7 protein-coding genes are annotated in these 13,488 nt (G+C 57.9%); 6 read left to right on the top strand and 1 reads right to left on the bottom strand.

Annotated features, from left to right (window positions below; genetic code table 11):
- Nucleotides 1-7: 7 nt before the first annotated feature.
- Complete coding sequence (locus BM059_RS04055) at nt 8-763, bottom strand: response regulator (protein ID WP_037000240.1); 756 nt, start codon at nt 761-763, stop codon at nt 8-10.
- A 762-nt stretch (nt 764-1,525) separates the two neighbouring features.
- Here BM059_RS04055 and BM059_RS04050 point away from each other — a divergent pair.
- The 6 genes from BM059_RS04050 to BM059_RS04025 all read left to right on the top strand — a co-directional run bounded on the left by BM059_RS04050 (nt 1,526) and on the right by BM059_RS04025 (nt 13,485).
- Nucleotides 1,526-4,435 carry a ribonucleoside-diphosphate reductase subunit alpha gene (locus tag BM059_RS04050; RefSeq protein ID WP_074936912.1) on the top strand — a complete coding sequence of 970 codons (2,910 nt, stop codon included), beginning with the start codon at nt 1,526-1,528 and terminating at the stop codon, nt 4,433-4,435.
- Nucleotides 4,436-4,885: 450 nt separating this feature from the next.
- Nucleotides 4,886-6,136: a ribonucleotide-diphosphate reductase subunit beta gene (locus tag BM059_RS04045; protein ID WP_037000242.1), complete on the top strand. Its 1,251-nt coding sequence runs from the start codon at nt 4,886-4,888 to the stop codon at nt 6,134-6,136.
- Between the two features lie 257 nt (nt 6,137-6,393).
- Complete coding sequence (locus BM059_RS04040) at nt 6,394-8,004, top strand: type I restriction-modification system subunit M (protein ID WP_074936910.1); 1,611 nt, start codon at nt 6,394-6,396, stop codon at nt 8,002-8,004.
- Between the two features lie 185 nt (nt 8,005-8,189).
- The gene (locus BM059_RS04035; protein ID WP_244154376.1) at nt 8,190-9,302 is read left to right on the top strand and encodes a restriction endonuclease subunit S; all 1,113 of its coding nucleotides are present in this window, start codon (nt 8,190-8,192) and stop codon (nt 9,300-9,302) included.
- Nucleotides 9,303-9,312: 10 nt separating this feature from the next.
- Entirely contained in the window at nt 9,313-10,197 is an 885-nt protein-coding gene (locus BM059_RS04030; RefSeq protein ID WP_074936906.1) for an OST-HTH/LOTUS domain-containing protein, read from the top strand.
- Between the two features lie 3 nt (nt 10,198-10,200).
- Nucleotides 10,201-13,485 (top strand): type I restriction endonuclease subunit R, encoded by a 3,285-nt coding sequence (locus tag BM059_RS04025; RefSeq protein WP_074936904.1) that lies wholly within the window; start codon nt 10,201-10,203, stop codon nt 13,483-13,485.
- Nucleotides 13,486-13,488: the final 3 nt, after the last annotated feature.

Raw genomic sequence — 13,488 nt, 5'->3', positions numbered from 1 at the left:
CGCCCGATCACTCGCGCAGGATCGGTGGCGCATCACCGAACGGCAGCGCCTCGGCGGCCTCGGCGACGAACAGATAACCCTTGCTGCGCACCGTCTTGATCATCCGTGGATGCATCGGGTCATCACCGATCTTCGGACGAATGCGCGAGATGCGCACATCGATGGAACGGTCCTGGCCGTCATATTCGATGCCACGCAGCGAATTGAAGATTTCCTCGCGCGACAGGATACGCCCGGCGTTGACCGCCAACAGCCACAACAAGTCGAACTCGGCGCTGGTCAGCTCGATGCCCTGCTCACCCAGCCAGGCCTCGCGCATGGCACTGTCGATGGCCAGCGCGCCGAACTGCAGGCGCCGTGGCTGACCTTCGTCACGCTCGCTTTCGCCGCCCTCACGACGGCGCAGCAGCGCACGAATACGTGCCAGCAGTACGCGCGGGCGCACCGGCTTGCACACATAGTCATCGGCGCCCATCTCCAGGCCCAACACCTGATCCATGTCGTCGGTACGCGCGGTCAGCATCAGGATCGGCCCCTTGTAACCGCTGCGCACCTTGCGACAGATGCTCAGGCCGTCTTCACCCGGCAGCATCAGGTCGAGAATCACCAGGTCCGGCTGCTCGGTGAGAATCCGCGCCGCCGCGCGGGCGCCGTCGGCCTCGATGGCTACGCGCAAGCCGTTGCCCTCCAGATACTCGCGGGTCAACTGCGCCAGGCGCTGGTCATCCTCGACGATCAGAATCTGCCACGCTTCTTGTTCCACACCCTCTCCCCTTCGCATACCGGCAAGCGCCACCAACACAGCGGCCATTCTAGGGGCTGAGCGCGTCTCGGCGCGAGCGGCAAACCAGCGCCCAGACCTGGCGCCGGGTTAAGCACAGCACATGCCAAGAGCACTATATATAGTGGTAGTCTGTGCGCCGCCGAACAGCTTCACCAACTCGCTGAAATCCTTCTCCCAGGGGCGACGAACGGTCATTGGTAGCCAGAGCCAGAGAACACGCGGGCTACGCTGCCAACACCCACAAGGCACTCACAGCTTATCCACAGGCAGTTCTTTTTCTAGCGCCTTGCAATGCCTCAAACAGCGCACTATCTTGTATCCCCATCGCGCAGTACCCACCAGATATTGGGTTACCGCAAAAAACCGGACACAAAAAGAACGAATCGCGCAAGCCCTTTTCACAGGGTTTTCCAGATGTTCCGGCTAACCGTTTTGCCCTAACCCAGGCCTGGCCTGGGTTACAGCCACGCAGCAACGCTCGACGCTGCGCGTGAGCCGGTCAGACAGCGGTCTTATCCGCCAGTCGACCACTATATGTAGTAGGCGGGGTGTGGTAATGCCCCGCTGTGACTTATGCGCCAGGACGGCACTTGAAGTCGTGTCTAACCTGCCCGCTCTTGCGACACCCCGTACCCGGCCCCGCTGCCGCGTGCGGCTCAGTTGTTAATGGAATGAACGGCGGACAGGGCACGGTTTCTAATCGTGACGTCCAACCAAAAATTACAGAACACGGAGATATCCATGCATACCGACACTACTCGCGAGAACCCGCAGGCCGTGACGCCGCAGGCCGCTGAATCCTCTCAGGATCTGGCTGCCACCGCGCCCGGCCAACTGCGCGTGATCAAGCGCAACGGCACTGTCGTCCCCTACACCGATGACAAGATCACCGTCGCCATCACCAAGGCCTTCCTCGCAGTAGAAGGTGGCACCGCTGCCGCTTCGTCGCGTATCCATGACACCGTCGCGCGCCTGACCGAGCAGGTCACCGCCACCTTCAAGCGTCGCATGCCGTCCGGCGGCACCATCCACATCGAAGAAATTCAGGACCAGGTCGAACTGGCCCTGATGCGCGCCGGCGAGCAGAAAGTCGCCCGCGACTACGTGATCTACCGCGAAGCCCAGGCCAACAAGCGCAAGAGCGCCAATGCCAGCAGCGACATCGCCCAGCCGCACCCAAGCATCCGCATCACCACCGCTGGCGGTGAACTGCAGCCGCTGGACATGGGCCGCCTGCAGACCATCATCCGCGAGGCCTGCGAAGGCCTGGCCGAAGTCGATGGCTCGCTGATCGAACGCGAAACCCTGAAGAACCTCTACGACGGCGTCGCCGAGAAGGACGTCAACACCGCCCTGGTGATGACCGCCCGTACCCTGGTCGAGCGTGAGCCGAACTACAGCTACGTCACCGCCCGCCTGCTGATGGACAACATCCGCGCCGAGGCCCTGACCTTCCTCGGCATCGCAGGCAGCGCCACTCACCACGAGATGGCCGACCTGTACGCCAAGGCCCTGCCGGCCTACGTCGACAAGGGCGCCGAGTTCGAACTGCTCGATCCGAAACTCAAAGAGTACGACCTGGAGAAACTGGGCCGCGCACTGAACCACGAGCGTGACCAGCAGTTCACCTACCTGGGCCTGCAGACCCTGTACGACCGCTACTTCATCCACAAGGACGGCACCCGCTTCGAACTGCCGCAGGTGTTCTTCATGCGCGTGGCCATGGGCCTGGCCATCGAAGAGCCGAACAACCGCGAAGACCGCGCCATCGAGTTCTACAACCTGCTGTCCTCGTTCGACTACATGGCGTCCACCCCGACCCTGTTCAACGCCGGCACCCTGCGTCCGCAGCTGTCGTCGTGCTACCTGACCACCGTGCCGGACGACCTGTCGGGCATCTACGGCGCCATCCACGACAACGCCATGCTGTCGAAATTCGCCGGCGGCCTGGGCAACGACTGGACCCCGGTGCGCGCACTGGGCTCCTACATCAAAGGCACCAACGGCAAATCCCAGGGCGTCGTGCCGTTCCTGAAAGTGGTCAACGACACCGCCGTCGCGGTCAACCAGGGCGGCAAGCGCAAGGGCGCGGTCTGCGCCTACCTGGAAACCTGGCACATGGACATCGAGGAATTCCTCGAGCTGCGCAAGAACACCGGTGATGACCGTCGTCGTACCCACGACATGAACACCGCCAACTGGATCCCGGACCTGTTCATGAAGCGCGTCTTCGAAGACGGCAAGTGGACCCTGTTCAGCCCGAGCGAAGTGCCGGACCTGCACGACCTGACCGGCAAGGCCTTCGAAGAGCGCTACGAGTACTACGAAGCCCTGATCGAGTACGGCAAGATCAAGCTGTACAAGACCATCCAGGCCAAAGACCTGTGGCGCAAGATGCTCTCGATGCTGTTCGAGACCGGCCACCCGTGGCTGACCTTCAAGGACCCGTGCAACCTGCGCAGCCCGCAGCAGCACGTGGGCGTGGTGCACAGCTCCAACCTGTGCACCGAGATCACTCTGAACACCAACAAGGACGAGATCGCCGTCTGCAACCTGGGTTCGGTCAACCTGGTCAACCACATTACCGACGGCAAGCTGGACATCGAGAAGCTCGGCCGCACCGTGAAGACCGCTGTGCGCATGCTCGATAACGTCATCGACATCAACTACTACAGCGTCGACCAGGCACGTAACTCCAACTTCAAGCACCGTCCGGTCGGCCTCGGCCTGATGGGCTTCCAGGACGCCCTGTACCTGCAGCACATCGCCTACGGTTCCGACGCTGCCGTCGAGTTCGCCGACAAGTCGATGGAAGCCATCAGCTACTACGCCATCCAGGCCTCCTGTGACCTGGCCGAAGAGCGCGGCGCCTACAGCACCTTCGACGGTTCGCTATGGAGCAAGGGCATCCTGCCGCTGGATTCGCAGCAGATCCTGATCGAGTCCCGTGGCCAGAAGTACATCGACGTCGACCTGTCCGAGTCCCTGGACTGGGCACCGATCCGCGAGCGCGTGAAGAAAGGTATTCGTAACTCGAACATCATGGCAATCGCGCCGACCGCGACCATCTCCAACATCATTGGCGTGTCGCAGTCCATCGAGCCGACCTACCAGAACCTGTATGTGAAATCGAACCTCTCCGGCGAATTCACCGTGATCAACCCCTACCTGGTACGCGACCTGAAAAACCGCGGCCTGTGGGACCCGGTAATGGTCAACGACCTGAAGTACTACGACGGTTCCGTGCAGCAGATCGAGCGCATCCCGCAGGATCTGAAAGACCTGTACGCCACCGCGTTCGAAGTAGAAACCAAATGGATCGTCGACGCCGCCAGCCGTCGCCAGAAGTGGATCGACCAGGCGCAGTCGCTGAACCTGTACATCGCCGGCGCCTCGGGCAAGAAGCTCGACGTGACCTACCGCATGGCCTGGTTCCGTGGTCTGAAAACCACCTACTACCTCCGTGCTCTGGCCGCCACCAGCACCGAGAAATCCACCATCAACACCGGCAAGCTCAACGCAGTGTCCGCTGGTGGCGACGAAGGCTTCTCGGCCAAGGCTCAGGCGCCTGCCCAGCAGGCAGCTCCGGCCCCGGCGCCAGTACCAAAGGCCTGTGCCATCGACGAACCCGACTGCGAGGCGTGCCAATAAGCGCGCGCATCTGAGCGGCGCCCGCGTCGTTGCCCGGTAGGCCGGCCCCCATCACGTACTGAAGTACGCTCAGGGGCTCCGACCTATCAGGCGCCTAGCGCTCACTCGCTCAGCTACACGCTCGAAGGTTTGTGAAGCTCTAAAGCAAATCAGCGGTAAATCCCCTCTCCCGCTTGCGGGAGAGGGCTAGGGAGAGGGAAGGCTTTTTGTAAGAGCGGCTTCAGCCGCGAAGCTCGCGGATAAATCCGCTCCTACAGAGCCCTCCTCCCCCACCAAATTCCCGCCCCTCCTCCTCCGGGTCCAGGGGCAACGGTCAGCCAGCAATCCACCGCCTGCTGACCAGCGGTACCCGTTTACCCTTGCGCGCATCACGCAACGGAACATAATTCAAATTATCTGTATATCCATACAGGCCGGTTTATTCGCCGGCCCTCACGCAGGAGCCAAGCCATGCTGAGCTGGGATGAATTCGACAAGGAAGACGGCGCAGAAGCAGCCGCCGCAAGCAATGCCAACGCACAAAGCGCCGGCACCAACTTCGACAAGCTCGACAGCGAAGCTGCCGGCTCGGTCGAGCAGGCCCGCGCTGTCGACGCCAACGACTCCGATGCCGTGGCCCGCGCCAAGAAAGCCCTGAACGACCTCGACATCCAGGAAGGCCTGGACGACCTCGAAGGCGCCTCCGCACGCGTACAGGTCGGCGACAAGCAGATGATCAACGCCCGCGCCGACCTCAACCAGCTCGTACCCTTCAAGTACGACTGGGCCTGGCAGAAGTATCTGGATGGTTGCGCCAACCACTGGATGCCGCAGGAAGTGAACATGAACGCCGACATCGCGCTGTGGAAATCCACAGACGGTCTCAGCGAAGACGAGCGCCGCATCGTCATGCGCAACCTCGGCTTCTTCTCCACCGCCGACAGCCTGGTCGCCAACAACCTGGTACTGGCCGTGTACCGCCTGATCACCAACCCCGAGTGCCGCCAGTACATCCTGCGCCAGGCCTTCGAGGAAGCGATCCACACCCACGCCTACCAGTACTGCATCGAATCCCTGGGCATGGATGAAGGCGAGATCTTCAACATGTACCACGAGATCCCGAGCGTCGCGAAGAAGGCCTCCTGGGGCCTCAAGTACACCCGCTCGATCTCCGATCCCAAGTTCGAAACCGGCACCCCGGAAACCGACCGCCAGTTCCTGCGCAACCTGATCGCCTACTACTGCGTACTGGAAGGCATCTTCTTCTACTGCGGCTTCACCCAGATCCTCTCCATGGGCCGCCGCAACAAGATGACCGGCACCGCCGAGCAGTTCCAGTACATCCTGCGTGACGAGTCCATGCACCTGAACTTCGGCATCGACGTGATCAACCAGATCAAGATCGAGAACCCGCACCTGTGGGACGCCCAGATGAAGGACGAAGCGACCCAGATGATCCTGCAGGGCACCCAGCTGGAGATCGAATACGCGCGTGACACCATGCCGCGCGGCGTACTGGGCATGAACGCGGCGATGATGGAGGACTACCTCAAATTCATCGCCAACCGCCGCCTGACCCAGATCGGCCTGAAGGAAGAGTACCCGGGCACCACCAACCCCTTCCCGTGGATGAGCGAGATCATGGACCTGAAGAAGGAGAAGAACTTCTTCGAGACCCGCGTGATCGAGTATCAGACTGGTGGGGCGTTGAGCTGGGATTAATCCTAGCCACCGCTCAGAACCGCTAATCCGTGAAACCTTCTCACTAAGCGTGAAACGGATGCACCAAAAAGGGCTGCCTTAGGGCAGCCTTTTTTGTTATCTAGGCAACCATTTAGAGGCGATGGAACGAGATAAAAACTCGGGCTACAGATGACGACGACTTGTACAATCCCCCCACTTTTTCTGATGTGCCTAGGCGTCTTGGCTGCAATCACCAGGTCCCAGGCGCAGTGGTTTCTATAGGGATTGATTTACCCATGGCTGACAAGCTGTCACTCGAAACGCTGGAGTCCTGGCTCTGGGAATCCGCCAACATTCTGCGTGGTTCCATCGACTCCTCCGACTTCAAGAACTACATCTTCGGCCTGCTCTTCCTCAAACGTTACAACGATGTGTTCGAAGAGCGCATTGCCAAGCTGATGAAGGACGAAGGCCTGAGCTTTGGCGATGCTCAGGACGAGATCGAGGACAAATGGGGCAAGTTCCCTATCAGTGCCCGCTGGTTCGATCTGATCTCGCGCACCGAGAATATCGGTGAGGCCCTAGACAAGGCGTTTGCAACCATCGAGGCCAACAACCCTGAGCTGCAATACGTACTGACCGCTACGCAGTATGGCGATAAGCGGGTGCTGGCGGATGCCACCTTGCAGCGTCTTCTGCGCCACTTTAATCAGTACAAGCTGGGCAATGACGACCTGTACAAGGCCGACATGCTGGGGGATGCCTACGAGTACCTGATCAAGCAATTTGCCGATGATGCCGGTAAGAAAGGCGGTGAGTTCTATACGCCCAAGGCCGTGGTGCAATTGGTAGTTGAGCTGATTGATCCGCAACCCGGTCATAGCGTGTATGACCCCACCTGTGGCAGCGGCGGCATGCTGGTGGAGAGCGCTCATCATATAGCCGCTTTGCCCAATGGCACGTTGATGGGTAAACCCAACGTGCTGCTTTACGGGCAGGAGAAGAACCTGGGCACGTGGGCCATCGCCAAGCTCAACCTGTACCTGCACAACATGCATGCGGAGATTGAACGCGGCGATACGCTGGTCGAGCCCAAGCACTTAGAAGGCGACTACCTCAAGACCTTTGACCGGGTAATCGCTAATCCGCCTTTCTCAGCAAAGTCCTGGTGGACTCCGCTGGAACTAAGCAACGAGAACGAACAAGACAGTGGCAAGAAGCCCAAGGCCCCCAACTACAAGCAGGTCAGCGATCCGTATGGCCGGCTAATCTATGGTATTCCGCCACGGGGCTATGCAGACCTCGCCTTCGCTCAGCATATGTTGGCCAGCCTCAAGGCTGATGGCCGCATGGGAGTTATCCTGCCCCATGGTGTGCTATTCCGCAGCGGTGAGGAAGGTAAGATTCGCGAGGGGCTGTTGTTCGGTACAGATGCGGCCACCGGCAATCAGCCGGGCGATCTGGTTGAGGCCATCATCGGTCTCCCGTCTGCCCTGTTCTACAACACCGGTATCCCGGCTTGCGTTTTGATCCTGAACAAGCAGAAACCCGCTGGATTGAAGGGCAAAGTCATCATCATCGATGGTAGCCGCGACTACCTCGAAGGGAAGGCGCAAAACAGTCTGCGCACTGAGGACATCACGCGCATTGTGAGCACCCACAAGGCGGCGTTTGAGCAGCAGGCTGAGGTCGAAAACTATTGCCGGGTCGTGACGCTGGAGGAAGTCCGCAGCAACGACAGTAATCTCAATATTTCTCGCTATATCGACAATGGCGAGACCGAAGAGATCGTGGACGTGGCCACCACTTTGAAGCAACTGGCGGCACTCTCTGAGGAGGAGGTGAAGGTTGATGCGCGGCTGAATGGCTATCTGGCTGAGCTGGGGCTGTTGGAGGTTGAGGTATGAAGTTGGGGGGGAGGCCTGGCCATCAGCAGCAAGCTTTCGCTTCTAAGGATAACTATTCCTCTTGGCAGGTCGTTTCGCTAGCCGAAGTTACCAGGGAGTGCCGGTCACGAAATAACGGTCAACTGGATGACAAGCTACTTTGCGGGGTACTTAAGTCTCGTGGTCTTGTTCCGATGAGGGAGCGCGTGAAAGGTGAGTCGACTGAACGCTGCAAAGTGGTTGCACCAAATGCATTTGCATATAACCCGATGCGTTTGAATATCGGATCTATTGCTCGAAATACTACTGACCATAGTGTAATGGTTAGTCCTGACTATGTTGTTTTTCAAACTGATCCTAAGCGTTTATTACCGAATTACCTTGACCATATACGGCATTCAGGCTTGTGGCAAAGCTACGTTGGCGCTACTGGTGATGGTAGTGTTCGGGTGAGAATCTATTTCGATCAGTTATCGCATTATCAACTGCCTCTACCTCCACTCTCTGAACAACAAAAAATCGCCGCCATCCTCACCGCGGTGGATGACAAGCTGGACGTGATTGCCCGCAAGATAGAAGCCACGCAGGGCCTTAAGCGGGGTCTCATGCAAACACTTTTTTGCCGGGGCGTGGGGATACAAGACGCAGTAGGTCGATGGGTGCCACATGTTGAATTTAAGGAAAGTCTTATTGGGAAAATTCCAATTCTTTGGAATTTGAAGGCACTTGAAGAGCTAAGTGTTGAGAATATTACCTATGGGGTAGTCCAGCCTGGCGAGAATCTTGAAGTCGGTGTCCCTCTGATACGGGGGGGAGATATAAAGGGTGGGAAAATTTCAAGTAAACTTCGTACTGTCTCTGTCGAAATATCCAATCAGTTCAAAAGAACGACTCTGTGTGGAGGTGAACTGCTGGTATCGCTTGTTGGCAATCCTGGTGAGACTGCGGTGGTTCCGGATGGACTAGCTGGAGCAAACATTGCACGTCAGGCAGGGATGATCAGGACGGGCAGTCGCGCGATATCAGAATTCATACATTGCTATCTTTCATCACCAGCCGGTAAGGCTTGCTTGTTAGGTGGGATGATCGGTTCTGCTCAACAGGTAATTAATTTAAAATCACTAAGAGGGGTATATGTGCCGATGCCTCCGGAAGCTGAGCGGATGAAGATCACTTCGGCTTGTCAGTCAATTTTTGCCAAACTTGACGCGCTTGAAAGAAAGAAAGCCTATTACCAGACCCTCAAACGCGGCCTGATGCAAAAGCTGCTAACCGGCGAATGGCGGGTCAAGCTCGATAGCCCTACCTGCGTAGCCTGAGGCTTTCTTCATGGACGAAATCATCCCACTGCCCTTGGATCTTGTGCCTGACCTTCAGCGCACCGTGCAGCGTAAGCTCGGGCGCTGCATGTTGCAGTTGCAGCAGTACGAGCGGCTGCTCAAGGCCATGGTGGCTCATAGCGAGTTGAGTGGCCCTCCAGAACGACTACAGGCGATTCGTGATGAGAAGGTTGCCTGTGCCCATAAGAAGACTCTGGGCACCTTGGTGGGGATGCTGACCGAGAGCTATCTGAAACTGCCGGATTTAGCTGATGAGCCAGAGCAGGCTGAGCCTAGTGATCAGATATGGATCAGCTTCCGCTGTCAGATGGAATTATCTGAGGAGCACTACGCCGAAACCAAGGCTGCGCTCAAGGAGCTGGTCGACCTGCGAAATGAGTTGGTACACCACTTTCTTCCGCGCTTCGACCTTTGGAGCGTTGATGGCTGTGCCGCCGCTGAGTCTTATCTCGATGAAAGCTACGAAACCATCGACGGCCATTACCTGACGCTGCGCGATTGGGCTAAATCCATGGATAAGGCCCGCCAGCTGATGGCCTCGTTCATTCAAAGCAAAGAATATGAGGATGCTGTTGTAAACGGCATCTGGGGGGATGGCACCGTACACTGGCCCAGCAGTGGAATAACTACCTGCTTACGCGAAGCGGAAACCAAGCTGGCTCAGGCAGGGTGGACACCCCTTTTTGAAGCCATTCACTGGATAGCCAAGACCTACCCCGAGCAGACGCCCAAGCGTTATGGCTGCGGAAGCTGGCGTCATGTCATCCATGAGTCGCAGCAGTTTGAAATTCGTAAGCAAAGCCAAGCCGATAATGGCGCTACGGTGGTTTGGTATCGCAGTCGTCCGAGGGAAACCTCCAAGGAACAGGAGTAAACAATGAGCCAGTCACCGGAGAAGGTCGGGGTCGAACTGCCTGCTATCAACTGGTTGATCAAGCTGGGCTACACCCATCTGCCTGGTAGCCAGTTACAGGTTGAGCATCGTCACCTGGCTCCGGTACTGGATGATGTGTTGCAGGCTCGGCTGCTGAGCCTCAACCCATGGCTGGCGAGAGCCCCCGGTGGTATCAGCGCGGCGTTGATCGAGCTACGCAAGCGCGTCAATGATGAGCTGTTGCCTGCCAACAAAGCGTTCTGGGAACAGGTGGTGCATCGTTCGGATATCCAGGTGAAGGATGTGGAGGGTAAGCCGCGCAGCGTCCGTTTCTTCGATGCCAGTGATGCCAGCAATAACGACTTCCATGTGGTCGATCAGTACGTGGGGCGCAATGCGGATGGGGATGTTTTCCGCCCTGACCTGCTGTTGTTTGTGAATGGCTTGCCGCTCGCCATCATCGAATGCAAAGCCAGCTATCACCGCTTGGACGAAGCCTTGGGCCAGTTGGATGGCTATCAAAGCACCTTCCCTACCCAGTTTGTATTCAACCAGGTCTGTGTTGGGCTTAATCGGCGTGAAGGGCTGTATGGGGCGATCCTAACCAAGCCTGCCTATTACGCCCGCTATCGGTTGCAGGCGCTGGAGACTGCCGCTGTTGCCGCCCTGTTAGGAGAAGCACCAAGTGAGCAGGACAGTCTCCTGTGGGCATTGTTTGAGCCGAGCCGCTTTCTGCAACTGATCACCCATTTTGTACTGTTCGAAACCCGCGACGGCAAAACGGTGAAGAAGCTGCCGCGCTATCAACAATGGCGGGCCGTGCGCAAAACTGTGGACCGCCTATGTGCGCCGAAACCTATGGGCGGCGTCGTTTGGCATACTCAAGGCAGCGGCAAGTCCCTGACTATGGCGCTGCTCGCGCGCATGCTGCGGGCCGATAGCACAGGTTTGAACAACCCTACCGTGTTGGTGCTGACCGACCGTAAAGACCTCGATAAGCAGATCTTCGACACCTTCCACGCGGTGGGCATTAATGCCATCCAGGCCGTGTCGGTTGATGGCTTGCTGAAGATGCTGTCCAACGATTACGGCAGCGTGTTTACCAGCACGGTGCAGAAGTTCCAGGAGAACGATCAGCCCAGTGAGCAGGCCGCTGAGACTCCGGACGAAGAAGATGATGCCCTGCAAGCGACTCGTCACCGGCGGGTTCGTGAAGAAAAGGACTTCTTCATCGTGCATGAGCGAAACGTCCACCACCTGGCGGTGGATGAGAACGGTGCTTCGGTAAAGGCCAAGTGGGAAGAGATCAGCCGGGAGAAGGTGCACTTCCGGGTACTGAGCGCCAAGCCCAACTTCTATGTACTGGTCGATGAAGCTCACCGTAGTCAGTACGACTTCCTCGCCGCCTTTATGCGTGCCAGCTTGCCCAACGCAAAGTTTATCGCCTTTACCGGTACGCCTTTGTTGCATGAGGACAAACACACGCTAAGCGAGTTTGGCGGTGGCGAGTACATCGACGAATACCGCCTGCATGAAGCGGTGGCGGATGGCACAACCCTGCCAATCAAATACCAGGATGCCTGGGTGGCGCTGTCAGCCAACTCTGATCTGGATGCCGCGTTCAAAGAGCAGTTCGCCGATCAGAGCGAAGTTCGTCAGCACGAGTTGAAGCGTGAGCTGTTACGCCGCTGGCGTCAGGCCGGTGACCGCATGGAGCAGGTCGCCGAGCATCTGGTTGAGCATTTCCTCAGCAGCGTAAAGGCCAAAGGATTGAAGGCCATGCTAGTGTGCGATGGCCGCGACATGGCGGTGCGCTACAAGGATCTGCTCGATGCGATCATGGTCAAACGGGCGAACAAAGGACTGCCCACTTTTGACAGCAAGGTGGTGATATCCCTGGCCAGCATCACCTCTTCCCGTACGGGCGCTTCTGCCATGGAAGAGGCGGCAGCGTACGAGATTGAGACCGACAAAATTCGCAGTATCGAGGAGCGTATCAAGGCTGAGTTGAAAGCCGGAAAGTCCCCGGTGGCCATGCCCTCTGAGCAGATCGGCAATTTCGTCAGCAAGCTGTTTCCCCTGCCCTACGGGGAAGAGAGTAAAGGGCTTGATGGGAAGCCGCAGGCGAATAATGTCGGGCTGATCATCGTTTCTGACATGCTGCTGACTGGGTGGGATGCCCCGATTGTCGGCACCATGTACCTCGACAAACCGCTCAAGGAACACACCCTGTTGCAGGCCATCGCACGGGTGAACCGCACCCTGTCTGGCAAGAATGCCGGCTACATCGTGGATTACCACGGCGTGGTCGATCACCTTGATCACGCACTGAAAATTTACGGCGGCGAGGTGAAGCCTTCGCAGGTCTGGGAGGGTGTTGAAACCGAACTGCCCAAGCTGCAAGCCACGCTCGACCGCATCCTCAAGTTGCTGCCAAAAAAACATGACCCAGTGGCGCAGCGCGAGGCCTACAAAGACGACGCCGAGCGCTTCCTTGATCCTGCCACCCGGCTGGACATGGTCGAAGAGTTCCTCGATTTGGTGAAGCAGTTCAACCGCTCAGTGGACATCATCCTGCCGGACGTACGTGGCGTACCGTTCAAGCCCTATTTCACCCTGCTAAGTGAGATTCGCCTGATGTTGCGCGACAAACTGCCGGGCAGTACCTACAAGGAGCGCATCACTAAGCTGGAGTCCGCGCTGCTGCAACAGCTGCTGGATGAGTACATCGCGGCCAGCCCGGCGAAGAGCCTGCTGGGTCATGAGGTGTCTATTCTGGATGCCAGTGATATGGAGCGGTTGAAGAAACTGGCGAGCCCCGGTAGTCGCGCCCTGGTAATGAAAAACCAGCTGAAGCAGACCATCGTCACCGGTAAAGACAAGGATCCAGCATTCTTCGACAAGATCGCCGAGGAGCTGGAAAAGCTGCTGGAAGAGGAAAAGGCGGGGCGCATTACCCAGGCCAAATTCCTGGAGCAACTGGAGCTGTTCAGCCAGCGGATTCAAAACAAGGACAATACCGGTTTTAATAAGCCTGCGCACTCAGCGGTTTACCACTACCTTGCCGCGTTACTGGCAGAGGATACGGCAAGAGTGGCAACGACCAAGCTGTTTGAAGATGAAATGCTGAACCGTGCGCTGGCGACTGAAAACTGGAAGAAAATGCCGGATACGCACCCTGATTTCAGAGACCACCTGCGCGGGGTATTGATGCCTCTGGCGGGCTGGGAGCGTTCAGTGGCGCGTGATCACGCCAAGCGAATCTTCGATATTTTGCTGAAAAACTAACGC

The organism is Ectopseudomonas composti (assembly GCF_900115475.1).
Lineage (GTDB): Bacteria > Pseudomonadota > Gammaproteobacteria > Pseudomonadales > Pseudomonadaceae > Aquipseudomonas > Aquipseudomonas composti.
Note: the sequence above shows the minus strand (reverse complement) of the source record. Positions and strands in the feature narration are given on the sequence as shown.

Excerpts from the sequence above, each read along its gene's own strand:
- BM059_RS04030 (WP_074936906.1), top strand. The coding sequence starts at position 9,313 with ATGGACGAAATCATCCCACTGCCCTTGGATCTTGTGCCTGACCTTCAG.
- BM059_RS04050 (WP_074936912.1), top strand. The coding sequence starts at position 1,526 with ATGCATACCGACACTACTCGCGAGAACCCGCAGGCCGTGACGCCGCAG.
- BM059_RS04040 (WP_074936910.1), top strand. The coding sequence starts at position 6,394 with ATGGCTGACAAGCTGTCACTCGAAACGCTGGAGTCCTGGCTCTGGGAA.
- BM059_RS04045 (WP_037000242.1), top strand. The coding sequence starts at position 4,886 with ATGCTGAGCTGGGATGAATTCGACAAGGAAGACGGCGCAGAAGCAGCC.
- BM059_RS04025 (WP_074936904.1), top strand. The coding sequence starts at position 10,201 with ATGAGCCAGTCACCGGAGAAGGTCGGGGTCGAACTGCCTGCTATCAAC.